The organism is Streptomyces sp. NPDC050997, from assembly GCF_040660135.1.
GTDB lineage: Bacteria > Actinomycetota > Actinomycetes > Streptomycetales > Streptomycetaceae > Streptomyces.
On the sequence record NZ_JBFAGK010000003.1, the window covers coordinates 1 to 22,382 of the forward strand.

Genomic DNA, 22,382 nt, shown 5'->3' on the forward strand with positions numbered 1-22,382 from the left:
CGCGCGGTCTGCTCCGCAGACACGACGCGCCGCCGCTACGCGGCGGGAAAGCAGGATGCTCCGCATCCTGTCGGCCACTCCGTGGCCGGTGTGCTCCACTCCGTGGAGCATGAGGTGGGTACGGTGCATGGGAACCCGATCACTCCGCGATCAGCTTCCCATGCACCTTGCCTGCTGACTTTCCTTCAGCTGGTTGCGTGGTGAAGGAAGTTGGGAAGGCGCCCCGCTCCGCGGTGCGCCTTCGGGCTGGCTGCGTAGCGGGGTTCTTCCGGGCTAAGGAGGGTGGGACGGTCGAGCTTTCTCTTCGTCTAAGGAAGCAGAAAACTCCCCATATTTTTGAAACATGGGGCTCCCCCTGTTCGGGCCAGCTTCCCACCGCGATTCGTTCTCGCGACGCCGGGTGGTTGGCGAAAGACTGCGACTTGGAGCAGAGATCGGTCGCGTCGTTCACCCTCTGGATCAGCGCTACTTGATCGCCTCTCAGAACTACTGCTGCGAGGCTGTGTTCGGTGCCGGGGTGAGCTGGTGGCTGGCTACGGCAGCTTCTGTAGGGGCTTTTGACTACCGCTCACCGGCGATGCGTGGGGCGTTTCTGGATGTACGCGCAAGGGTCCAGTGCAGGTCTCCGGAGTACGGGGATGCCTGCCATGTCTCGAGCAGTGCTGTGGCTGTCGGTGGATCGAGGGTGCGGGCCAGCTCTGCAGGCCTGATATCGCAGGAGCGTGCCATCTGGTCGAGTTCTTCCAGGCCGTTGCCGGTTTCAGGGTCGGTGTGTGCCGCGAGGTACACGCTCGCCAGTTGGGCTTGTGGTCCGAGTGTCCGCGCTTCAGGGGCGGTGCTGGCGAGCAGCGCCCGATGCGCGGCGTGCATTCGGTCGGGGCGGGCTGGGGCCCGTCCGAGCAGGGTGGGATCGCCCTCGGGCAGAAGGAGACGCTCGATCGGGCTGCTGTGCGGGCCGAGGAACGTGCGCTCCACCAGGCGGTACTGACACACGCGGTTGGAGCCGTAGGGCAGCTCCGGAACGAACACGGCGTCCGGGTCCGCGGGCGGCTCCTTCGTCGCGTCGTCGAGGATCACGTCCGCGAGGTTCTCCTCGGCCGGGATCGCTTCAACGGGCGAGACGTAGCCCGGATCGAGCGGGACTTCCGGCGCTTCCGGAGCTGGCCGGGGGCTCCAGCGGCGCGGCGTTGAACAACGAGCGGGGCGGACCGTAAAGTCCGCCCCGCTCTTACGTCGCCTGCCCGTCAGAACCGTCCTCGCCGCCCTCGTTCTCCACCACATGCCGCGCGAACTCAGCGAACCGCTGCCGTTCCTCAGTCGACCCATACAGCGCCAGCAGGCCCCGCGCGTAATCCAGCTTCGGACCGATCTCCTGACCGCGCGGATGCGCGTGCGACCACAACTCGAGGTTCCCCGAACGCAGTCGGCCCCGCTCATCCAGGATGAGCGGGCCGTCGGTGCTGTTGTCATGGCGTATGCCGTTGACGTGGTGCACCGTCTCCGTCGGCAACAGCGGGCGGCCGAGCGCCTCCTCAACAGCTACACGGTGCTCGAACACGCTGCGCCGCACGCCATCGACGGTCACTGACAAGACCCTGTAGCCGTTCTTGTTGGTATGTCCGCTTCCTGCCGGGGCGAAGGACAACTTAGGGACCAGCTCTTGACCCTCGCGCCATTGCCGGTAGTGGGCCGAGCAGTACCCCTTAGCGCGAACCGGCGAGTCGCACTCCGGCCCCTGGCACTTGTCGGGGCGAGGAGTCTTCTCCTGAAAGTCCAGGCCCCCAGGATCTCCCTTGTGCTGCATCCGGCTGTAGTGCAGATCGCAGTACCCGCGGGCAACGTGCGTTCTGCTGCAGCCGTCCAGGGTGCAAGTCTTCTTCGTCTGAGTACTGATGGGGGTTGCGAGCGCATCCTTCTCCCCACGGAACAGTCGCACGTAGTGGGCCTGGCAGCACCCTTTGCGCTGAGCCGGACGGTCGCACCCCTCCGCCCGGCAGGTACCGGTCTGTGCCGTGTATTCACGCACCCTTGCATCGGGGGTGCCGTACTTCCTCGCCCTGGCGTAGTGCATCCCGCACCAGCCGCTCGCCTTGTACCTCTGCGGCTTCTCGCAGCCTTCTATGGAGCACTTAGGCTCTGCCATTGGTGACTCGCTCCCATCGAGTTCGCCAGAGAAGACGGCCCGGCAAGGTGCGGTAACACCTTGCCGGGCCGCCCATCTCGCAACCAAGATCGTATCAGGGCTGGCGAGATCCAAAGCGGGTTGAACCTCATGGAGTCAACTCGATCCATTTACCGATAACAAACCTTTCGGGTCGGGGAATCTCGAGCGCTACGCGCACGGAGACGGACTCGCGGTCGTGGAGTTGGGCGCCCATGCCGAACGAGCCGAGCATGAAGTCGGTGTCCGCCATGGCCGCTGGAGCGTCGATCGGCAGGATCAGCGTGAGCTCGGGCTCGTGGACGACGAAGTTCGCCGGAGCCGCCGATCGTCTTGCCCGTTGGTACTGGGACGGCGGCGCCCTCGTCGAGGACGGCTTCTTCGACATACAGGACCAGCAGATGAGGCACTCCGCGTACGACGAATCGCCCGCCTTCGAGGTCGGCTTCAGCTTCGGCGTCACCGAGGGGCCAGAACAGTGACCGCGTAGCCTTTCGAGCCTGGTGCGTTACTCCGGTACTGGGGCGGTCCAGGCTTCCTGGAGGATCCGGGCCATCAAGTCATCCTGCTCTTTTGCGAGTTGACCAGCGTCGCGTCTGGTTCGGGCTTTGCACAGCCATGGGCCGATCATGATGCGTTCTCCGTCGATCTCGATCCATTCCCGTGCACCGGGCGGGCGGTTCCAGTGCTCGACGAAGAGCTGGAGGATCTGCGCGTTCTGCTCGAAGGAACGACGTCGCCGCTTCGCTGTGGGCGGGCTCGCCGGCCTGGCAGGGGTCAGGGGGTTTGCGGGGGTCAGCTGCAGGCGGGTGAGGAGAGCTTGCTGGGCGGGGGCGAGGCGGTCCCAGGTGGAGAGCTGGCGGTGCAGCCAGCTTCCCGCCTTCACCTCGTCGATCACTGTGTCGCGGTACAGGGCAGCCGGGCTGTTGCCGGCCTCGATGTGGCGGCGCAGGAGGTGGTACTTGCGATGCCAGTCGGGGCCGTGCGGGAGGGTCCAGTCGGGGTCGAGGGCGGCGAGCTGGGCGTGGCGGTCGGGGTCGAGGCGGTTGTCGCGGGCGAGGGTGCGCTGGATGCCGAGGAAGCGGCCGCCGGGCTGGTGGTCGGGGATGGCGAGGTGGCCATACTCGGTGTGGAAGGCGGTGACGGTGGTGAGGTTGCCCTGCCAGGCGGCTTCGTGGTCGTCCCAGATCATGGCGAGTGCGTCGAGTTCGGCGATCCAGTCCTCGGTGAGGATGCCTTGTCTGCGGGCGGTGCGCTGGCTGGTGATGAAGGCGCCGAGCCGGTAGCCGTAGGCGTCTTCGTAGTCGGAGGGCACGCGCAGGTGGCGGTGTTCGGCGTGGAAGCGGGTCGCGGCCGCCAAGCCTGCCCGGCGGGGGGCGGAAAGGGCGGCGGCGTCGGCGGGCCAGGCGATCAGGTCCATGGCACGGGCGATGCTGTCGGGGTCGAGGGTGAAGTCGAAGCGGAAGCGGCGGGCCAGGAGCGTGCGGGTGCCCTGTTCCAGGCGGCGTTTTGCGGTGGTGCGGGGGGCGCGGGCGGCGATGGTCTGGTCGTGGTGGCGCAGGGCTGCTGTGACGAGCCAGAGGGCTTCGTAGGGGGTGCCGAGGAGGTCGGTGGGGTCGGCGCCGTGAGGGATGTAGGCGGGAACGACGAGGCTGGCGGTCTTTGCGGTCTGGGTGGGGGGTTTGCGCAGGGCGCGGCCGAGGGCCTGGACGATGCGGCGGACGCTGGCGGTGCGGTCAGCGAAGACGACGGCGTCGACGGCCGGCAGGTCGACGCCCTCCCCCAGTACTTGGGCGTTGGTCAGCACGGCGCGGTCGGCGGTAGCGAAGTCGGTGAGGATGTCGTGGCGCTGGCCGGGACTGTGGGTGCCGTTGATCGACTGGACTACCAGGTCGCTGGTCCAGGCGGGACGTTGGTCGTCGGTGAGGGTGCGCAGGGTGTGGGGGAACTGGCAGGCGAAGTCGGTGGCGTCGGCGACCTGCTGGAAGTACACGATCACGTGGTGGAGGTCGTGTTCGGTCATCGCTTTGAGGACTGCCAGGTGCAGGGCGGTGGTGCGGCGTGCGGTCGGGCCGAAGCCGGAGTAGGTGTCGGGGGTGGTGAGGACGGTGCGCAGGTGGGTGTCGGTGATCGTGGGGACGACCAGTTGGTAGTCGGCGAGGACTCCATCGTCGATGGCATCGGCGTGGCTGTAGGTGTGCAGGCGGGGGCCGAAGGTCTTGGGGTCCGCCATGGAGGCGACGAGGGCGGGGGTGTCCCAGGCGGGGGCGGTGGCTGCGGTGCGTTTGGGCTGGGGGCGGGTGGTGGGTGCTTCGGTCAGGCGGGGTGGGTCCCATTCGTAGGGGGTGGCGGTCAGGTAGAGGCGGCGGTCGGCTCGGATGCGGGTGTGGTCGTGCAGGACGGTCCAGTCCTTGTCCCAGCTTCCCGCGGTGCGGTGTGCCTCGTCGACGATCAGGAGGTCGAAGGTCGGCACGGGGGCACGGGTGTGCTGGGTCTGTTCGATTCTCGGGAGGGAGTCAAGCGTGACGAAGACGGTGGCGTGCTCGTGCCGGGCTAGCCACGTTGCCAGGAACTCTGGGGTGTTGGTGCTGTGGACGGCTGCTCCGGCCAGGACCGGGTGCTTGGCTGCGGCCAGGGATGAGACGGCCATCATCGGTTCTGGGCGTCCGTCGTTGCGGGCTGTGCTGGCCCACTGCGAGATGAGGTCCAGGCTCGGCACGGCGATCAGCAGGTGTCGGGCGTCGAGGGCTTCGGCGGTCCGCAGCGCGGTGAGCGTTTTGCCTGTGCCGCAGGCCGAGACCATGTGTCCGCGGGTGTGTTCGCGTGCCAGGTGACGTGCCGCGCTGTCGACCGCCCGCTGCTGGTCCGGGCGTAGTGAGAGCCTGGCGGGGCGGGTGCGGGAGGCGGTGACGGCGGAGATCTCGGCGATGGGCTCCTCAGAGGGCATTGAAACAAGATCCTCAGTGCGCGATGGAGCGGTGGCCGGCGGGATCCATCGTGTCGGGTGTCCTTCGCTGAGTGGTGTTGTGAGAGGAGCGGGCCGGGTCGGTGGGTGCGGGTTGTGTCTGTGCAACGTTAGGGGATGGCGTGGGGCTGGTCTGCGGTTAGGCGAACAGGGCTTCTACCAGGACTGCTTGGAGCCTTCCTTCTTTTAGGGCGGTCGTGATTTCGGCTGCGGAGGGGTCTCCGGTGAGGCCGGTGCACAGGACCGCGCAGGGCGGCTCGTTCTGGGTCATCTTCCACATCGCGTCGGACAGAACGGTGGCCGGGACGCGGAAGGTCTGCGTCTCTTCAAGGGTGGGGCCCTCGTAGTAGATGCCCCTGAAGGTGCGGTCCTGGGTAGCAAAGACGGCCTTCCACTTCTGGTGGGCCTCGGGGATGGTCTCTCCCTGCCAGGTCGGCCAGATGAAGCGGCTTGGATCGACGTCGGTCTCGGCCAGGTGGGTGGCGGGGCTCACCACGATCACGATCACGTCGGTGCCCAGAGTGACTTCGTTGATGAGTTCGGTCAGGCGGTTGACCTGTACCTGTGAGGTGGGGAGTGTGACGTGGGTGAGGCCGATGCTGAAGGCAGGCAGCCGGCCGGGCGAGTGGGGCGGTGTCGTCATGATGCCGTGCTCCTGGTTGAGGTCGTTCGGTTCTTTCGTGCTTTTGGGCTGCGGTACGTCTGGTGATGTCTGCCGGGCTCGGGTTCCGGGTCTGTTGGGCGGGTGCGGCGGGCGCTGCCGGGAGGATCCGGTGCAGCTGTTCGTTCGGGGGGCGGAGCGCAGGGGCGCGCCCGTGGTCTGCCGGTTGGTCGGCGGTTCAGGGTGTGCGGTGCCGGTGGCGTGAGATCCAGCGCATGTCGAGGGCTTCCAGGGCGTCCAGTTGTTCTCGCGAGAGGGCCTGCGGAAAACGCCGCTTCTCGGCGAGCCACCTTCCCAAGGCGAAGCCGTCTTCGCAGGTGTAGTTGTAGGGAACGTCCAGGTGTTGGTGGCGGCAGCGGTAGGCGTAGGCGGCCTTCAATCCTCGGGCGAAGGCCCGTTGGGAAGAGCCTCGCGGGCGGCGCAGCAGGAGGGCCAAGGGGTGCTCGATGGGGAGATCGCCCATGAGGTGGCGCTGGTAGTCCTCGAGCCCGGCGAGGTTGTCGATCTGCTCGGCCAGCCATTGGGTCAGCACAGGGGCGGCGCCGGTGAGTTGGTGCGGGCCGGGGAAGATCAGGGTCTTGTCGCGTGCGGCGGCGTGGGCGCGGGCGTAGGTGCGTTTCCATTCGGCTCTGCCTTTGGTGTTCCACCAGGGGTAGATCTCGTTCAGGGCCCGCTGGTAGCAGTGGGGCAGGCGGCGGGTGTTGGCTTCCTTTCGGCTGTCGGCGAGCCAGCGGCCCAGGTGCAGGCCTTGGTGGTGTTCGACCCACCGGGGGGCGAGGTGTCCGTGGCGGGTGACGTAGTCGCGGGCGATGAGGAGTTTGCGCTCGATGCTGTGCGGGGGGTGCTCCCAGATCATGCCGAGGGTGTCCAGTGCTGCGATGCGTTCGGGTAGGAGCAGGCCGTTCTTGCGCATGGAGCGCTGTGCGCCGATCCACCAGCCGAGGTAGAAGCGGCCGTCGTGGAGGTAGCGGCTGGGGACGTCGAGGTGGCCGTTTTGGAGGTAGAAGTCTGTGGCGGCCTCGAAGGCGGCCTCCCATACGCGGTTGGGGGCCATGACATCGTTCAGGTCGAGAACGGGGATGATCTCGTCGGCGCGTTCCGGGCGCGGGGCGATCTGGGGGGTGGCGGTGGGGTCGCTCGGGTACCGGAAGTGGTCGACGAGGTGGAAGGTGTGCTCGTCGTAGACGTCGAGGTCGATGAGAACCCGGTAGATCAGGTGGAAGGCGGTTTTCTTGACGGCCTCCTCGAGGGTTTCGCCGGGTGCCATGTAGATGGGGATGACGATGGTGGAGATCTTGTTGTCGCCTGGGGTCTGGCGCAGTGCGCGTCCGATGGACTGGATGATGTCGATGCTGCTGGTCTTGGGGTGGGCGAAGAGCAGGGAGTCGATGGCGGGGATGTCGACGCCTTCGGCGCAGCAGCGGCAGTTGGTGAGGACGGCCCGGCGGGGCGGCTGCTGTGAGGCGGGGGTGTTGAGGGGCGCGGAGGCGAAGTCGGTGTAATTCTTGTGGCGTTCGAAGGGACTCTGCCGGGAGCTGACGGTGCCGACCTGCAGGGGCGCGTGGTAGGCCGGGGGCATCAGGGCCGCGGTCTCGTGGAGTGTTTCGGCGAAGACGTCCGCCGCGGCGATGCAGGGGTGGAAGGTCAGCGTGCGGCGCAGGTCATAGCGGTGCTGCGCGACCAGCAGGGCCACTTGAGCGGCTGCGGCACGCAAGGCTTCGCCGGTCCAGGTGTTCGCGGGAAGCCGGTTCAGGAGGCCCCGCAGGTCTTCGTCTCTGATCACGACGCCGGCGATGCGGTAGTCGGCGAGGAGCCCCTCATCGATCGCCTCTCTCAGGGAGATGCGGTAGACGACGGGCCCGTAGATGCTCACGTCGTCCATGGAGGCGATGACAGTGTCCGCGTTGATGCCCTTTTCGCGGGCTTTCTTCTCGTCGAAGACACGGGGCGTCGCGGTCATGTAGAGACGGTGGCGGGCGGGCAGCTTGTCGTCGTGGTGGATGCGGGCCCAGGGCTTGTCGTAGTCACCGGCGGTGCGGTGGGCTTCGTCGGCGACCACGATGTCCCAGCGGGGCAGATGGAAGTCGCGGTGGGCTTCGACGACCTTGTCCAGGGAGTCGTAGGTGCAGAACACGTTGAGCGGTCCTGGGGTGTCGGCTGCCTGCCAGGCCAGGTCATCGGCGGTGCCCACCATGGTGAGGATGTCGGCCAGGTACGGGTCTGCCGGGTGGCTTGAGGAACAGACACCGAGGTAGCGGCCGGGACGTCCTTCGCTGTGCCATTTCGCGGCGGTCTGCTCAAGCAGTCGCAGGGAGGGGACTGCCACCAGGGAGGCGCCTTCGGGTGCGGTTTCCTGGACGACGTGCAGGGCCACCAGGGTCTTTCCGGTGCCGGTGGCCATGTAGACGCTGACACGGCGGTAGCCCTCGATGAAGCTGCTCGCGGAGGTGTCGACGGCGATTTGCTGGCCTCCGCGCAGGCGGGTCTTCAGGCGCGAGGCAGTCGCGGGGGCGGGGACGGTCGTGTCCGGGCGGATGCGTGTCGTCGTGGCCATGGTCCTCCCGGGTGACGGTGTGCACAGGCACCTGGTTCACAGGGTGGAAGGAGTGTGCGAGGCCGTGCCTGGGCGTTCGCCTGGGTTCACCTGAACGAGTGTCGGTGCTCTTGACCGCCTGCTGGCGGGCCGGTCACGGTGACCCGTGGTGACGGCTTCGGCGGGAAGGGCAGCGGTGCTGGACGATCCCGGTCTGTACGGGCCTCGCCGGCCGCTGCCGCTGCGTGTGCGGCCGGTGCTGGGTGAGTCGACGGGGTCGTTCGTGAACCGGCTCGCGCACGCCAACGGCCTGAGCCTGGCGGCGTTCCTCGACCGCGTCGGACAGGGCGAGGCATCCGCGTACACCGAACGGGTGGAGAAGTACCCGCAGTCCACCGAGATGTACATGAACGAGGCGGGGCTGCGCTATCTGGCTGTCCTTGCTGACCGTGCGGCTGGTCTTCTGCAGCAGGATCTGCCCAGCCTGGGCGCGGAGCACCTGCTGCCAGGCGAAGAGGCGGCGCAGTGGTGGTGGCGCTGGGAGCCCGTGGCGGGGCACCTCGTGCGGTACTGCCCGCTGTGTGCCGATGCCCTGGGTGTCGGCCAGACGGTGTGGCTGATGTCGCCGGACAGCTGGCAGGTCTGTCTGCGGCACGGTTACTGGTCGGACGACTCCCGCGGCCGCGGTCCGGACTTCGTGCAGCTGGCCGAGCTGCCCGAGACGGTGACCGCGCAGCGCGTACGGCAGCAGCTGGCCGAACGGTGGGGGCCGGTCGGCGAGGAGTTGTTCGCCGATGCCTTCCAGGTGGCGGTGTACTGGTGGACGCGGATGCCGGACACCGTATGTTGGGTGCGGCGGGCCTGGACGGCTGGGTTGGACGCGCGGGAGATGCGGGCGGCCCCACTGGTGATCTACTCGGAGGCCGCGGAACTTGCGCACGCCATGGTGGACTTCGAACGGGCGGGGCGGCGGGATACGGCGGACCGGTCCCGATGGCTTGCGGGCGTGGAGCAGTTGATGGCCGGGTGGGGGGTGGACGTGACTGAAGGGCGTCAGGCGCTGCTGATGTGGCTGGGGCGCCACCGTAGGGGGGTGCCCGCGCCGTCCGGTCCGGCGGGCCGAAGCGGGCTGGTGCTCGGGGCGGGGCACAGCCGGATCGCGTCCCGGACCGGTCCGGTGAGCCAACGCTCTTGCCTGACCTGGCAGTTGGGCATGGCAGCCGCCGACATGTAGGCCACATCCGAGCGGGGGGCTCCGAACCGTATGGTTCTGAGATTATCCGGGCAGGTTGATGTCCATGCGCACCGCCGCAGCAATGGGGGCACCTCGCTGACTGAAGACGCGTCGCAGTCCCTCATTGTCCGTTGCGTCGTCGACTACGTAGCCATCGAGACAAGATAGCACTCTGCCAACCACGAATTCGGGAAGGCCATAGCCCACTTGTCCGTGCCCATCTCGCAGCTCCCCATAAGAAGGGGCATAATTCCGTGAAAATTCACGAGTAAGTAGCCGAAGGGCCTCTCCTGAGAGTACGCGCGCCCCCACATCTGGCGGAGCAATTGGACGCTCCAGCGGGATAGCTACCGGGATAGATGCTTGCGTCGGTATCGAGTGAGGGTGATACAGCAGATAATGAACGGGGAGATTGTACTCTTTTTCATAGTGTGAAATCGCTTGCCACTGGGTGTCGCCCACCTGAAGGGCTTTGTATCGGCAAGCCTCGTCAAACCGAAACGTACGTGACCCCAGAGAGGCGGGGAGCGAGGGGCGCATCAGCGATCCGAAACCGCCAGGGCGAGTGATCCCTTCATCCTCGATAAATTCAGATTCCCTGGGATAGAGGCGCTTGCTCTGCAGTAGCACCACCTTGGTACGTAGGAGAGTGTTATCGAGTCGGAAAGTGACGATGAAGCCGATATCGGCAACTTCCCACCGATCCCAATGTCGGCCACCGCCAACAAAGTGAACATCAATATCGACGAGGGTGCCGGATGGCAACAGATGAGGGCCCTGCGCTTCGGCGACTGCGTCTACGAATGCGAAGTCGAGGGTCTCCTCATGCACGGTCGGCATACGGTCGAGCCTCGCCGTTACGCGTTCGTTCACGTCGAAAAAGACACCCCGTACGTATTCGATGACGTCGGGCGATAGCGGAATGGGTGTTGCCGTTGGCATGGCCCTCCAGAAGCGGCGAGCGCCGAGGTGGCCTCGGCCGGTCCTGGAACCAAGGGTAGATCCAGAAGCGGCCGCAAGCAGCGCTTCTCGCTGCTTCGAGCGGTAGTTCGGAGAAGATCTCTGGGCTATGAGCCCGGCGAGCTACCGAGTTGCTCCACCCCGCGCCAGTGAGCACCACCGGACGTCAGGGCGGCGGGCGCTGGAGACCCCTTTTCTTGCCGGGCGCAGGCTGCTACGCGGCGAAGCCGATGTTTTTGACGTACTCGTACTGGCCCCACTGGGAGCCCAGGTCGGGCAGGACATCGGCGGTCCAGGCGTCGTCCAGGCCCTGATGGTCGCCGGCCGCCCAGGACGCGACGATCTTGTCCCAGCGGCGCACGTTCATCGTCCGATGTGCCACGACCCGCTGGAGCTGGCGCGCCACGCCGGACTGGTCGAGGGGGTGGATCTCCACGCGAGTGCCGCGGCCCTCGCGGTTGAGGCGGGCGGTGAGGTGGCGGGCGACGTTGCGGCGTCGCACCGCCCGGTAGGCGGCGTCGATGCGTTCCAGGTTGGCCTTCGAGGGACGGCGGGTGCCCTCCAGCCATGCCTTCAGCGTCCGGTCGCTCACGGTCAGTCCGGCGTCCTTGGCCGCCTGCCAGGCCCTGTCCGATGTCGTCAGGTAGTGCAGGCGTGCCATCAGGCCACGCCTGGCGGTCACCGGGGTGGCGATGTGAGCGGCGAGCCAGTCGAGCTGGCGGGCGACGGCTTCGCTGCCCTTGATCCCGCTCGCACCGAACTTCCCGAAGTCGATGTTCTTCTCCGGCATCTACTGCTTCTCCCCCGTGCTGGCTTCGGCATCGGTTCCGGCGGTGTACGTGTCCTTGACCTTGACCTCGGTAACACCGCGGCCTTCAGGGAAGACACGGCGCCAGTCTCCGATGACGTGGAGTTCGTCGGTGCCCATCGCCCGTACGACCGTCAGTGACGCGTCGTGAGCCTTGAGCGCCTTCATCCAGAGGTTGGCGAAGGCCTGGGAGCGGATGATGTGCATCCAGTCCGGACGGTAGAGCTCCCGGTTGTAGTTCGACTCCCCCATCGTGGACACGAACTTGGAGTACATCGCCTTCACGTACTCAAACGTCAGCCCGTCGCCGTCCGCGATCGCGGTGTCACGGGCGTCCTTGAGGGCGATCCGGAACTTCTCCAGGAGGTTCTCGGTGGCTCCCGAGGTGTACGACTCGTGGACCTCGGGCGGCTCGCACAGGCGGTGCTTCGGGCCGGACAGGCGCAGCAGCAGGCGCAGGGTCGGTTCGGTGACCCACAGGGGGCCTGGTTCGTCGCGCTGGCCGACCGGGTTGGGCAGCACCGCGTCGTGCTCCCAGGCGGGCGGGGTGATCAGGTGGACTCCGGCGCGGCGCCGGTCGTGGGCAAAGCCCGTGGAGTGTTCCAGCTGGCCGAGCGGGAGGTGGGTCTTGAGTGCCGAAAGGTAGGCGCCGTTGATGTCGAGCGCGGTCACCTCGTGCCGACCGGGCGGGAGGGCGGTGCGGGTCCATTTGGGGCGCGCCTCCCAGATCTGGTCGGCGCCCTTGGAGGTCTGCTTCTTGAGGATGTCGGGGATCCAGGGGTGGGCGATCACGTCGTAGCGGGCGCCCTTGCGGGTCTCGTCCAGCAGGCGCATCGCGTCCGGAATGGCCCGCTTCAGCAGTACGGCGCTCGCGGCCTCGACGTTGCCCTGGTGCTCGGCGAGCATGGCGTGCACCGCTTCGTGGATCAAGTCGGTCGGCCCGGACGGCTCCTGGAACGCCCGCCCGCGCCGGACCGTGTCTTTACCGTCGGCCGGACGGGGCGGGCGGGCCGTACGCGGCACTTGGGCGCGGGCAGATGGCGCGGTGGGCGAGGGCTTCGGGGTTTGTGCAGGGGCTGCCTGGCAGCCGGAGGGATCCAGATGCTGAGCGAACCCCGCCACACGCTGCTGGGCCGGACGCCCGCACAGCACACACGGCTCGGGCACGGCGAGCGACTCCACCTCGTCCTCGTCCTGGCCGGGTTCCGTCGACGGCGTAGAGGCGACGGCCGCCGCAGCAGTGCCTGATGCCGCGGACCGCTCCTCAGCCGGCTCCGCCATGGTGGTTTCGGTCTCGGTGGTGAGCTTGGCGTTCAGCCCGTCCAGCAGATACGCGTACTTGGTGCGGACCTCACCGGCCGGGTCCCGGCCGTTCTCCCATCCGCTGAGGGTGGACGGGCTCACCCCGAGCGCACGGGCCACCTGCGCCTTGGACAGCCGGGCTCGCTCCCGCAGCTCGCGGCGTACCTGGCAGGGCGGGAGTTCGGCCTGCGGGCCGACGGCGTCGAGGAGCGAGTCGATCGCGTCGAAGTCACTCACCGGCTCGCCCCCTTCGTCTCGGCCCGGACGGAACGGCGCCGGTCGGCGGGCAGCGCCTCGCATGCTCTGGTCGGACCCGCAAGCAAGTCCAGGGCGCCGATGCCGTAATGCTCGGCCAGGACATCCACGTCGCGCAGACTCCACGAAACGGCACCCGACTGCCGGCGCGACACCTGCGTCTGCGTCAGCCCCAGCACTGCCGCAACCGACCGCTGCGAGTCACCCGTCACCTGCATCAACGCGGCCACCGTCAGCCGCAACGACTCTTCCAAGGTCAATCCCACACCCCCATTGTATCCGAGTCGATGCAAATTACGCATGAATATCAGCAAATTGCTTTCAGTTATGCACAGAAGCTTCACCACCCTGCTCGCGCGGGCCCTTGCTACGGGTCTCTCCTCAGGCCCTGCAGGTCAGCGATGGGGACGGTCTTGTTCACCCGGAATCCGGCGGCCCGCGCGCCGGGCGTCCCGCTTCGCCTGGCGTGCCTCTTCGACCGCCCGGTCGGACAGACACCGCGGGCACACGAGGTCCAGGACACGGCGGCGCAGGGCCCGCTGCAGCCGGGGCCCGGGAGGCAGCGACCACCCGCGGCAGTGACGGTGCACCGTGCGCGCGCGGGTGCCCAAGAGCGCGGCGACCACGGAGGCGTTGCGGGTGTAGGCGGCCAGGAGGAATGCCATCTGCGCCTGGTGGCCGGCCGGGAACCGCGCGGCCAACTCGGCCTGCTCCTCCGGATGGAGGAAGGCATCGTGACGCTCGCAGCGCGGCGCCTTCCTGCTGTTCCGGGCGGGGCCCGGCGAGCTGGTGTCATGGCTCCAAGAGCCTGCCCGGGTCCGTCTGTGGACAGCGGGCGGCCTGGATGCCTTGGCCGTTCTCGGCAGACCGCGCCACGCAAGCCCACACCCTCCCGTCGGCCGTCGTCCTGCGCGGGCAGCGCGTCGGGCCTGTCCGCCGTACCGCTTGAGGCGGCGCCCCGGTTGCGGAGGACGCCGCGTAGGCCAGGCTCTGCCGCGTTCCGCCAACGGGTGGGAAGGAAAGCGGCTTCCAGGGGGATGTCAGCCCACGTACCAGCTGAGGTCCTGCCGCGCCCGTGCTTCGGTTCGCCCGCGCCGACGGTTGCCGTTGTGCCGCAGGGCGGTCAGCGTGCCGGCGGGTTTCCGTCGGGGTGCTCGTGGATCCAGGAGAGGCCGCCGAGGTCGAGGCGCCGGCGGGTGCGGGTGACGGCGACATAGGCGAGACGGGCTTCGCTGTCGCTGATCGGTCCGGGGACGGGGCGGCCGGTGTCGTCGTGCTTGTCGGTGTCCTTCGGCGGGGTGAAGTCGTCGGCGATCTTCACGCAGGGCCATTCACGGCCTTTGGCCTTGTGGGCCGTTGACACGGTCACCTCGGCCTGTTGCTCCGGAGTGAGGTGAGCGAGGGCGGCCAGGATGGCGTCGGTGCCGTGGGTGTCGACGAGGTCGACCAGCGGCTGCAGGTCACGTCCGGCCGGGTCGTGGGCTGCGTAGTCCTGCAGTTCGCCCCAGGAGGGGAACAGCACCAGCTCGGGGTGGGAGGTGCGGCGGCCCTCCTTGAGGTCACGGGCGGCCAGGGCCAGGGCGCGCAGGCTGTCCCCTCCCCCGGCCAGTCCCACGCGGTATCCGGCTGCCAGCAGGTCCATGACGTGGGCCATGGCGCCGACGTTGGTGCGGCACAGCACGGCGTCGGGCCGGACGAGGTGCCCGAGTTCGGTAGGCACGGCGGGGGTGCCGGTCAGGCGAATCGGTGCCTCCGCGATGGAAAGCCAGCGGTTGGCCTCCTGGGCCAGATGGGGGCCGAAGCGGAAGGACTGCGACAGGACGAGCTGAGTGCCCTCGAAGCCTGTCATGACGTCTTTGGCGCCGCGCCACTGGTAGATGGCCTGGGCGGAGTCGCCGACCATCACCAGCTGAGCGTGGCCGCGCTGATCGAGAAAGATCTGTTCGACGACGGGGTTGGTGTCCTGGGCCTCGTCCAGCAGCAGGAAGTCGGCGTCGATCTTCGGCTGGCTGAGAGCCCAGATCTTCAGGTAGTGGTCGTGGTCGAAGCGCACGGCCCCGTCGTCGGGGTGCTGCAGGTCGGCCCAGGCTTTGCGGGCGAACGGCACGATGTGGGCGGCGAGTTGGGTGTGCAGGTCCTTGTCTTCCAGGCCGCGCAGGCGGGGGACGTGATGGCGGGTGATCGTCTCGTCGGCGGTGTGGCAGAAGCCGGCCACGGTGCGCAGCGTGGCGTTGGAGAGGGTCTTTTGTGAGATGTCGCGGTCGCCGATGCGGATCGGCTTGGTGATGCCGAGGGCCTGTCCGGTCTGCCAGGCCGGGCGGCGGGGGGCGTTCAGGCGGCGGGTGTAGCGGTGGCCGACGGCGGCGTAGGCCAGGGCGTGGGCGGTCTTGCACTGCACGGTGTCGGGGAAGCGGGTGCGTGCGTCCTGGGCGATGGCCCGGTTGTAGGCGAGGTAGCGGCCGCGGCGTTTGGTGGTGCGGGCGAGCAGGGTCAGGGTGGTGGTCTTGCCGGTACCCGCGCCGGCCTGCAGGGCGAGGTGGTGGTCGGCGTGGAAGGCGTCGGCTGCGGCCGTCTGTTCGTCGGTCGGGTTCATGCGGGGGCTGCTCCGGGGGTGCGGGTCAGGGCGTGGCCGACGGCTGCCAGGAGGTGTGCGGCCGTGGTGCCGGCGAGCAGGTGCTGCACGGCCCGGTCGAGCCGGTCGGCCTCGTCGCTGGCGTGCTGGGCCAGTGCGCGGTGCAGGGCCAGCTTCACGAAGAGTTCCGGGCTCTGCCCCGTTTCATGGGCTGCGTGGCGGATCGTGGCGTGGACGGTGGGCGGGAAGGCGAGGTTGAGCAGGACCTGCCCTGCGGCGTCCGGGTAGTGGGTGGTGATCACGTCCACGGGGAGCCGAGTGGCGAGGTGCTGGCGCAGCCGGTGTGCGGCGCGGCCGGGGGTTTTGGCGCGTACGAGGGTCATGAGGCGGGTGGTGTCGTGGTTGGTCGCGAGCGGCAGCACGCGGGCGGCGTCACGGAGCTCCGCCGGGACCAGCGGGCGCGTCAGGAGGATTTCCAGGGCGTGGTGCGGCATTGTCACCTCTCTTTGCTGCCGGGTGCCGGTGGGTATGGCAGACCGGTACGCAGGTGCTGGGCGTGCAGGAGGGGATCGAAGACCTGCCATCCGGCCAGGGCCAGGTCGGCGGCGCCGTGGGTGGTGGCGTGCGCGGGGCAGCGCTGGATACGCCATCGCCGTTGTTCGGCATGGGGCAGCTGGCTGAGGTCGTAGACGGCCGTCACCTGTTCGGACAGGGCGAGTTGGCCGCGTTGGGTGCCGACAGGCAGCAGTCTCCAGGATCCGGGCGGGGCGTCCGGGGCCAGGACGGGACGGGGGCAGCGGGTTCGGTGGCTCGTCTGGGATACGCAGCGGATGGCCTCCACGGGGCCGTCGGCGAGGTAGTAGCCCAGCAGCATCCGTACGAGAGGGCGGTCGGGGCCGTCAGGCGCTGCGCTGGTGGGGGCAGCCGTGGGGATGAAGACACCGGTGTCGATCAGGCGACGGGTTCGTACGGCGAGTTGGCGGCGCACCGACGTGAGGGACGGGCTGATCCGGCAGATGGGAGTGCGCTGCGGGCAGAGCACGGCGTGCGGAACGCGGCACCATGCGCTGCCGTCGCCGTGCGGGTGGGCGATGCCGGAGCTCAGGTGCCAGTGGCAGGAGGCGGGGACGTGGGTGGTGGCCAGTTCGGCGGGATGCAGGGCGATGGGACGCCCGTCGGCACGCGGGTAGAGGTCGATGCGGTTGCCGCACCGGGGGCAGCGGCCGCACTGGCCGGCGCGCAGCAGGCGGCTGGGGCTGGTGGCGGCCACCCGCAGCGGACGGCGCGCCGGGATGGTGCGGGGGCTGCTGTCCCGGTGGCAGCCGGGGGTGGAGTGGGGGCGCATGGCGAGGACCGTGCCAGGTGACACGCCCCGAGGGCGGAGCCGGCGGGCGGGCAGTCCCCCAGGCGGCCCAGCCCTGTCGAACGGCAATGCGAGTCGGCGGGTGTGCGTTCTATGCATGCTCGCCGGTTCGGGTGATTTGCGCGGCGCGCCAGGCCTGACGCGGCCGGAGTCAGGCGCCCTTGGATCCGGGCGGGGTGTGGTCGCCGCAGAGCGAGCCGAGCAGCTGCTCGATGGGGACATCGAAGGCGTGCGCGAGGGCATGCCAGGTGGTGACGGTGCCTGCGGCCCGGCCGTGTTCGAGGTCGATCAGCGTGCGCCGGGCCAGGCCGCTGCGGCCGGCGAGTTCGTCGAAGGTCCACTCGCGCGCGTTCCTCAGCCGCGCCAGCGTCACACGCAGGGCGTCGCGGTCCGGGTCGGGCGGCAAGATCGTCACCCCACCATCCGACGGTGCAGACACCTGCCCTGTCAGTGCGGATTTCTGCACTATCAGTGCAGGTGGGCGCGCCGGATGCCCACTCTGCGCAAGTGCAGGAATCTGCACTACGGTGCGGGCGGCTCCCGCGCACGTCCGGGAGCCACCGCGCGAGGCCGATGCGGACCGGAACGGAGGAACAACGAGCTGATGCGGCTTGCCAGCACACACGCCACGGTGCAGCGCATCTGGACGGTGCACCTGCGCCCGCAGACGGGCGGGCCGGCCCTGACCTGTCCCCGCTGCGCACACAGCCCCGTCCTGCCGGCCGCCTCCGCCCGCTCGGCCGCCCTTACTCATCTGGCCCGCCATGCCCGCGCCGACGCGCTGCCCGGGCATCTGCGCACCTGCCAGTGCCGGACGAGAGGCTGCCACTGGCACCCCCGCCACCGCGGCTGCGCGGGACCCGTCCTGCTCGCCCTGACCTGCGACCGCAGCGGGCGCGCATGGCGGCTGGCCGATGCCTGCGCCGCCTGCGCGGCGGCGATGAGCCACACCGCCGTCGTGCCGCCCACGCTGCTCGCCGGCGGCCGCGCCCAGTCGGCCGCCGGCAGGGCGCGCCCTGCGCGCACTGCGCCTGTGTTCGGCCCGGCAGAGCAGCAGCGCGTACGCGAAATGCTCACCTACCTCGCCACAGCGCTGCCCCGCTTCTCCTCTCCCGCCGCCCGGCTGCTCGCCCTGCAGTGCGCACTGCGCGCCGACCGCCACGGGCAGATCCGCCTGCCCCACGGCTTCCTGCGCGGCATGCGGCTGCACGGCCACGCTGAGCTGTGGCTCGAACTGGAGCGCGCCGGCTGGCTGCACCGCCCCAGCCGCAGATGCTCCCCCGTCCAGGCACAGCTGCTCGACGCCGCCGTCCTCCACCAGGCCCCCGGACGCACGGGGCGCGTCCGCGCCGCCCAATGGGCCCTGCACCCCACCCCGCTGGCCCTTCCGCCCGCCCTGCCCTCCGCTCTGCGGCTGACCGCGCTCGCCCTGGCCGCCCACAGCGCTTCCGGGGCGGGCGGGGGCGAGCTCGACGTCCTCACCCGCCAGTGCGGACAGCCGCCCCAGCAACTGGAGGACCTCCTCGACCAACTGGTCCGCGCCCGCCTCGTGACCGCCTGGCACCACCACGACAGCGGCGAGGTCCGGTGGGAGCTGCCGGCGCACTCTCCGGCCGGCGAAGACTCCGCACGATCCGAAGCCTTCTCACGGCAGCCGAGAAGCAGTCCGTGACGGCCCCGGGCCGCTGCTGGGGCAGTGCGCCCCAGCAGCGGCCCGGCCGGCCCTCTCCTCCCGCCCCAGGGCGGGAGTGCTCAGCGGCGGGGAAGAGCCAGGAGGTTGTTGGTCAACCGGCCGTCGGCGCGGGTCTGCAGGTACTTCTCGCCGCGCGGCGGGGTCACCACGACGACCTCCGCCCGGTGCCCGCCCGCGTCGCTCGTGTAGGCCTGGCCCTTCTTGTCTTCGATCCAGGTGACGATCTGCGCCCGGGTGTTGTCGCCGGTCTTGCCGTCCGCCGGGTCGGTCCACCACAGGTGGGTGATGTGCTCGTGCAGGGTGCCGCCGGACAGGCGTACCGCGGTGATCTGGATGGCCATGGTTCTCTTCTGCCGGCCTTGCCCGACGGAGTTCCGGAGCCGGCGCCGGGACCCGTCACCCCGGTGCGGGGTGCTTCGCCTGGGACGGACGACGTAACTCGCGGGTAGCGCAACGGGAGTGTCTTGGAGGGGCTGGCGGGGTGTCAGGAGCAGTCAAGGCAGCGGTCGCTGCCGTCGGCGAACATCGCGGGCGGATGCTTGATGAAGCATCCCGGGCACAGGCGTTCGTTCACGCGCGGTGTGCATGCGCAGCGGCCGCACTCGGGGCAGTGGGGGACGCGGCAGGCGGAGCAGGCGGGATCGAAGGAGCGGTACTCCTCGTCGCAGTGTGCGCAGAGGTAGTCGCCTGCCTGGGGTCCGGTGTCCTTGGTGGGGGGCGTGAAGCGGCGCCAGGGGGCGGAGTCGGTGACGAGGACGGCGACCAGGTAGCCGCCCATCGGCGCGGTCTGCGCGTGCAGTTCCCGTCCCAGGATGCCGTCGCGGTAGCGGACTTGGGTGCGCCCTTGCGCGCGTCCGCGGCCGGAGGCGCGGGCCCGGTCGATGACCGGGATGTCGCCCTGGAAGCTTCCTCGGCGCAGGGGCGGCAGGCCGTGGGAGGCGGCGAAGGCTATTCGGCCGCCGTCATCGAGCAGGAGGATGTGCCCGGGGGCGGGCAGATGCTGGACGGCGCGCACGCATACGGCCATGCGGGAGGCGGCTCCCGCCCGCCACAGGTCGGCGACCGTGTCAGCGGTGGGGCCGGCGGCATCCAGGTGGTGGTCGACGAGCGGGGTGGGCAGCAGGATCTCGGCGGCGAAGGCGTCGCAGGCCGCGTCCTCCAGCTGCAGGCCGCCGTCGGACTGGCTCTCGAAGGCCGTCATCAGGTCGAAGCTGTTCTTCTGGAGGTGGTGGCCCAGCTCGTGCAGGGCGGTGAAGTCCCGGCGGGCGGGACTGGCCGCCTCGGCGACGGAGATCCGCGCAGGCGGTCCGACGTCGTAGGCGCCTGCCACACTGCAGCGGGAACCGGCCTGGCTTTCGGGGACGAGGTCGACGGTCAGCTCCGGCCAGGTCTGCAGTTCGGTGAAGGCCGAGCGCGCCAGGCGCTGCGCTGCGCCCGGGGTGTGCGTCTCCAGTTCCGCCAGCATCGCGGTGGCCTGCTGACGTGCAGTGGCTGCGAGTAAGTAGTTGACCACAGCTGACCTCGCTAGTGCAGATGGAGTTCGAAGTAGCGGTCCGTTCTCGCACTCCAGTCGGTGGTGCTGCCTTCCTGGCGTGCCGCCAGGGCGTAGATGCCGAAGGCGGCACGGCGGCGGGCGTCGGGTTCGCTCGTCGCGGTGCGGGTGGCGAGGGCGCGTACCTGGGGGCGGCGCGAGGGACGGCTGAGCTCGTGGATCACGGGGGCGGGCAGGGCCGGATTGGCCGCCAGGACTTCGTCGGCGCCGAGGCCGAGCGCTGTGGCGAGGTCTTCTGCCTGCTCGGGTGTGAGGGGCGCCTGTCCCCGCCACACCTCCAGGGCGTGGGGGGGCTGCAGATTCAGTTGTGAGGCCAGCTGTTTGATGGTGATGCCCCGCCGCTGCAGCAGTTCGGGCAGGGCTCCCGATCCCTGTGGCACCCATTGCGCACCGCTCAGTTCGGCGAGGCTGTCGGCCAGGACGCCCCGGTACTCCGCCGCCGCGGCCGTGGGGTGCGGCGCGGTGCTCCCCCATGTCGCGCCCGGCGGCACTTCGTGCGGGAGTGCCGGGCCCGTGGAGGCGGGCAGCGGCACGGTCAACTGGCTGACCTGACGGTCCAGCACGTACCAGGGCAGGGACAGTTGCAGTCCCCACCACAGGGCCAGCGGCTGCTCCAGTGTGGAGGCACCGGCGGGCAGCAGCAGCGTGTCCGTGTCGGCGTAGCGTTCGAAGGAGACCGGAACAGCCTGCACCGCGTCGTCTGCGACCGCTGTGATCACCAGCAGCTGGATGGTGTCCTCCCAGACCGCTCTCCAGATCTGGCTGGGCTCAGGATCTCGAGGCGGCGCAGTGGCGACCTCCCGGACGGCGTCGGGCACTTTCAGTGCCGCCGCAGCAGCTAGCAGCCGCTCGTAGGCGCTGCTCTGGGCAGGGTTCATCCTGTCTCCCCCTCTCCTCGACTGCGGTCCATCTGCGCATTCTCTTCTCACTGGATACGGACGACGTCACAGGGGCGGCTCAGGAAGTGGATCCTCACAGCGTCGTAGCAGCGCTCGCATGACTGCTTCCCGGTCACTGTCCTCGGACAGGGCAAGCCGGAGCTTTGCCTTCAGCCCTGCCAGAACAGCCCCGGCCTGGGCCTGTCCAATCTCCAGCAGCTGGGCTGCATGATGGGCGTCTTCGTCCAGGTAGGGCAGCAGCAGGCGCTCGTTGGCCGTCAGCCGCTGCCAGATGTCTTCGGCGTCGCCGCTGGCGCCCATGGAGTCGGCAGGGGCCGCCGCCGTGCCGGTTTCGGCCGGATCGACGAGCGTCCCGTCGTCGGCGAAGAGCGTGGTGAAGCGGGCCGGGGCCAACAACTCGAACCGTGACTCGAGGACCTTGGCGAGGTCTTCCTCCCGCACCGCCCCTTGGGCGTGCTCAAGGACCCGCGTGAGAACGGTCATAAGGGCCTGGACCATTTTACGGGGTGTGGGCCCGGAATGATTCCAGCGGGTGATCCCGACCCCGTCCACGCGCGAGGCCTCGGCGATGAGATCGTCGAGGTCGCCCTGCCACACCGCGTCCTCGGGCAGGCCGCTCAGTGCCCACCGCGGCGGGGAGCCGGGCCTGCGGCGGAAGGACGTGTCCTCGCTCATCAGCCGGGCGATGCGGCGGCGCAGTTTGCCCCGCGGGGTCTTCTTCGCCTCGTCGATGAGGAAGTTCTTGATCGACGCGAGGAACAGCCGCTCCAGCGTGGCATCGCTGATGGCCAGCGCGAAGCAGGCGGTGACGAACTTCTGGCCTGCGCCCTGGCGGGTCAGCATGGCCGTGATCACGTCGTAGGCCGCGTCGTCGCTCCACTGCGTGTATCCCTCGGGCGGGGGAAACCCCGACGCACGGCGCACCTGGTGGACCATGCGCAGCAGCAGTTCCAGCGTCTTCGGCCCGGGCTCGCCCGTCTGCGACAGCTCTTCGTACGCTCCACCCGTCACCGGTTCACCCCCCGACCCGCCTGGACCGCGTGAACCAGGCTGCCTGCCTGCATACACCTGCCTTCTCAGTCACACCAGGCAACACGCCCTGGACCGGAACCACAGGTGCGTTCGTTCGTAGCTTCTTCGCTCTTTCCCCCGGAGCGATCGGCGCAGGAGACCTCCTGGAGAGCGAAGCCGGCTTCCTGGCAAGCGAGTTCAACGGCCAGACCGGCACGCAGGACGCGGGCGGCCAGTACCCGACGTCCTGCCTTATCGCCAGCTTGTTCACCCTTTCAGGTGGATCCGGCGGGCGGTGAAGTTCTCGTAGCGCGGAAGCAGCACAGCATGGGATGCCGGGCTGCTGCGGCAGCGGTCATCGCCCGGAAGGGGCCAGGGGACGGGTGAACAGGTGGCGGAAGACTGGCGATCCG

Annotated in this window: 22 protein-coding genes; 4 read left to right on the forward strand and 18 right to left on the reverse strand. The window is 69.2% G+C overall.

All coding sequences use genetic code 11. The features are described from left to right. Nucleotides 1–561: 561 nt before the first annotated feature. Together AB0H86_RS06465 and AB0H86_RS06470 are read right to left on the reverse strand one after the other, a co-directional pair. A complete protein-coding gene (locus tag AB0H86_RS06465; RefSeq protein ID WP_362433745.1) occupies nt 562–1,077 on the reverse strand; it encodes a hypothetical protein in 516 nt (171 codons plus the stop codon). 151 nt (nt 1,078–1,228) lie between these two features. Further along, nucleotides 1,229–1,585: an HNH endonuclease gene (locus tag AB0H86_RS06470; protein WP_143041108.1), complete on the reverse strand. Its 357-nt coding sequence runs from the start codon at nt 1,583–1,585 to the stop codon at nt 1,229–1,231. Nucleotides 1,586–2,376: 791 nt separating this feature from the next. On the opposite strand from AB0H86_RS06470, the gene AB0H86_RS06475 reads away from it, so the two are divergent. Continuing rightward, nucleotides 2,377–2,643, forward strand: coding sequence for a hypothetical protein (locus tag AB0H86_RS06475; protein ID WP_362433748.1), 267 nt, complete (start codon nt 2,377–2,379; stop codon nt 2,641–2,643). Nucleotides 2,644–2,669: 26 nt separating this feature from the next. Here AB0H86_RS06475 and AB0H86_RS06480 read toward each other — a convergent pair whose 3' ends face one another. From AB0H86_RS06480 to AB0H86_RS06490, 3 genes are all read right to left on the reverse strand, one after another. Further along, a complete protein-coding gene (locus AB0H86_RS06480) occupies nt 2,670–5,108 on the reverse strand; it encodes a Helicase associated domain protein (RefSeq protein WP_362433750.1) in 2,439 nt (812 codons plus the stop codon). A gap of 157 nt (nt 5,109–5,265) precedes the next feature. After that, complete coding sequence (locus tag AB0H86_RS06485) at nt 5,266–5,769, reverse strand: hypothetical protein (RefSeq protein ID WP_362433753.1); 504 nt, start codon at nt 5,767–5,769, stop codon at nt 5,266–5,268. A 196-nt stretch (nt 5,770–5,965) separates the two neighbouring features. Then, nucleotides 5,966–8,341: a Helicase associated domain protein gene (locus tag AB0H86_RS06490; protein ID WP_362433755.1), complete on the reverse strand. Its 2,376-nt coding sequence runs from the start codon at nt 8,339–8,341 to the stop codon at nt 5,966–5,968. Between the two features lie 175 nt (nt 8,342–8,516). Between AB0H86_RS06490 and AB0H86_RS06495 the strand changes: the two genes are divergently transcribed. Continuing rightward, nucleotides 8,517–9,554: a TniQ family protein gene (locus AB0H86_RS06495; RefSeq protein WP_362433758.1), complete on the forward strand. Its 1,038-nt coding sequence runs from the start codon at nt 8,517–8,519 to the stop codon at nt 9,552–9,554. 42 nt (nt 9,555–9,596) lie between these two features. Here AB0H86_RS06495 and AB0H86_RS06500 read toward each other — a convergent pair whose 3' ends face one another. The 9 genes from AB0H86_RS06500 to AB0H86_RS06540 all read right to left on the reverse strand — a co-directional run bounded on the left by AB0H86_RS06500 (nt 9,597) and on the right by AB0H86_RS06540 (nt 17,229). Beyond that, nucleotides 9,597–10,496 carry a hypothetical protein gene (locus tag AB0H86_RS06500; RefSeq protein WP_266469239.1) on the reverse strand — a complete coding sequence of 300 codons (900 nt, stop codon included), beginning with the start codon at nt 10,494–10,496 and terminating at the stop codon, nt 9,597–9,599. A 232-nt stretch (nt 10,497–10,728) separates the two neighbouring features. Continuing rightward, complete coding sequence (locus tag AB0H86_RS06505; protein ID WP_266469242.1) at nt 10,729–11,304, reverse strand: transcriptional regulator; 576 nt, start codon at nt 11,302–11,304, stop codon at nt 10,729–10,731. Beyond that, on the reverse strand, nt 11,305–12,861 hold the full coding sequence (locus tag AB0H86_RS06510) for a helix-turn-helix transcriptional regulator (RefSeq protein ID WP_362433760.1): 1,557 nt from the start codon (nt 12,859–12,861) through the stop codon (nt 11,305–11,307). After that, nucleotides 12,858–13,145 carry a helix-turn-helix domain-containing protein gene (locus tag AB0H86_RS06515; RefSeq protein WP_210918367.1) on the reverse strand — a complete coding sequence of 96 codons (288 nt, stop codon included), beginning with the start codon at nt 13,143–13,145 and terminating at the stop codon, nt 12,858–12,860. The genes AB0H86_RS06510 and AB0H86_RS06515 overlap by 4 nt, the downstream gene beginning before the upstream one ends. Before the next feature lie 129 nt (nt 13,146–13,274). Beyond that, on the reverse strand, nt 13,275–13,580 hold the full coding sequence (locus tag AB0H86_RS06520) for a hypothetical protein (RefSeq protein WP_362433763.1): 306 nt from the start codon (nt 13,578–13,580) through the stop codon (nt 13,275–13,277). Nucleotides 13,581–14,002: 422 nt separating this feature from the next. Continuing rightward, a complete protein-coding gene (locus AB0H86_RS06525; RefSeq protein WP_362433766.1) occupies nt 14,003–15,472 on the reverse strand; it encodes a UvrD-helicase domain-containing protein in 1,470 nt (489 codons plus the stop codon). Next, nucleotides 15,469–15,951 carry a hypothetical protein gene (locus AB0H86_RS06530; protein WP_266469253.1) on the reverse strand — a complete coding sequence of 161 codons (483 nt, stop codon included), beginning with the start codon at nt 15,949–15,951 and terminating at the stop codon, nt 15,469–15,471. The genes AB0H86_RS06525 and AB0H86_RS06530 overlap by 4 nt, the downstream gene beginning before the upstream one ends. Next, entirely contained in the window at nt 15,948–16,796 is an 849-nt protein-coding gene (locus tag AB0H86_RS06535; RefSeq protein ID WP_362433769.1) for a DUF6083 domain-containing protein, read from the reverse strand. Before AB0H86_RS06535 ends, AB0H86_RS06530 begins: the two co-directional genes overlap by 4 nt. A gap of 169 nt (nt 16,797–16,965) precedes the next feature. Next, nucleotides 16,966–17,229, reverse strand: a complete 264-nt coding sequence (locus AB0H86_RS06540) for a helix-turn-helix transcriptional regulator (RefSeq protein WP_266469259.1) — start codon at nt 17,227–17,229, stop codon at nt 16,966–16,968. 189 nt (nt 17,230–17,418) lie between these two features. Between AB0H86_RS06540 and AB0H86_RS06545 the strand changes: the two genes are divergently transcribed. Further along, a complete protein-coding gene (locus tag AB0H86_RS06545; protein ID WP_362433772.1) occupies nt 17,419–18,486 on the forward strand; it encodes a hypothetical protein in 1,068 nt (355 codons plus the stop codon). An 80-nt stretch (nt 18,487–18,566) separates the two neighbouring features. On the opposite strand, the gene AB0H86_RS06550 is transcribed toward AB0H86_RS06545, so the two are convergent. The 4 genes from AB0H86_RS06550 to AB0H86_RS06565 all read right to left on the reverse strand — a co-directional run bounded on the left by AB0H86_RS06550 (nt 18,567) and on the right by AB0H86_RS06565 (nt 21,969). Further along, the gene (locus tag AB0H86_RS06550; RefSeq protein WP_067425141.1) at nt 18,567–18,848 is read right to left on the reverse strand and encodes a DUF3892 domain-containing protein; all 282 of its coding nucleotides are present in this window, start codon (nt 18,846–18,848) and stop codon (nt 18,567–18,569) included. Between the two features lie 143 nt (nt 18,849–18,991). Then, a complete protein-coding gene (locus AB0H86_RS06555) occupies nt 18,992–20,020 on the reverse strand; it encodes an ImmA/IrrE family metallo-endopeptidase (RefSeq protein WP_362433775.1) in 1,029 nt (342 codons plus the stop codon). An 11-nt stretch (nt 20,021–20,031) separates the two neighbouring features. Beyond that, entirely contained in the window at nt 20,032–20,937 is a 906-nt protein-coding gene (locus tag AB0H86_RS06560; protein WP_362433777.1) for a hypothetical protein, read from the reverse strand. A 66-nt stretch (nt 20,938–21,003) separates the two neighbouring features. Beyond that, the gene (locus AB0H86_RS06565) at nt 21,004–21,969 is read right to left on the reverse strand and encodes a hypothetical protein (protein WP_362433779.1); all 966 of its coding nucleotides are present in this window, start codon (nt 21,967–21,969) and stop codon (nt 21,004–21,006) included. A gap of 29 nt (nt 21,970–21,998) precedes the next feature. On the opposite strand from AB0H86_RS06565, the gene AB0H86_RS06570 reads away from it, so the two are divergent. Next, nucleotides 21,999–22,268, forward strand: a complete 270-nt coding sequence (locus tag AB0H86_RS06570; RefSeq protein WP_362433782.1) for a hypothetical protein — start codon at nt 21,999–22,001, stop codon at nt 22,266–22,268. The last annotated feature ends 114 nt before the right edge of the window (nt 22,269–22,382 follow it).

Excerpts from the sequence above, each read along its gene's own strand:
- AB0H86_RS06545 (WP_362433772.1), top strand. The coding sequence starts at position 17,419 with ATGCGGCTTGCCAGCACACACGCCACGGTGCAGCGCATCTGGACGGTG.
- AB0H86_RS06500 (WP_266469239.1), bottom strand. The coding sequence starts at position 10,496 with ATGCCAACGGCAACACCCATTCCGCTATCGCCCGACGTCATCGAATAC.
- AB0H86_RS06505 (WP_266469242.1), bottom strand. The coding sequence starts at position 11,304 with ATGCCGGAGAAGAACATCGACTTCGGGAAGTTCGGTGCGAGCGGGATC.
- AB0H86_RS06485 (WP_362433753.1), bottom strand. The coding sequence starts at position 5,769 with ATGACGACACCGCCCCACTCGCCCGGCCGGCTGCCTGCCTTCAGCATC.
- AB0H86_RS06550 (WP_067425141.1), bottom strand. The coding sequence starts at position 18,848 with ATGGCCATCCAGATCACCGCGGTACGCCTGTCCGGCGGCACCCTGCAC.
- AB0H86_RS06535 (WP_362433769.1), bottom strand. The coding sequence starts at position 16,796 with ATGCGCCCCCACTCCACCCCCGGCTGCCACCGGGACAGCAGCCCCCGC.
- AB0H86_RS06475 (WP_362433748.1), top strand. The coding sequence starts at position 2,377 with ATGCCGAACGAGCCGAGCATGAAGTCGGTGTCCGCCATGGCCGCTGGA.
- AB0H86_RS06490 (WP_362433755.1), bottom strand. The coding sequence starts at position 8,341 with ATGGCCACGACGACACGCATCCGCCCGGACACGACCGTCCCCGCCCCC.
- AB0H86_RS06525 (WP_362433766.1), bottom strand. The coding sequence starts at position 15,472 with ATGAACCCGACCGACGAACAGACGGCCGCAGCCGACGCCTTCCACGCC.
- AB0H86_RS06560 (WP_362433777.1), bottom strand. The coding sequence starts at position 20,937 with ATGAACCCTGCCCAGAGCAGCGCCTACGAGCGGCTGCTAGCTGCTGCG.
- AB0H86_RS06480 (WP_362433750.1), bottom strand. The coding sequence starts at position 5,108 with ATGCCCTCTGAGGAGCCCATCGCCGAGATCTCCGCCGTCACCGCCTCC.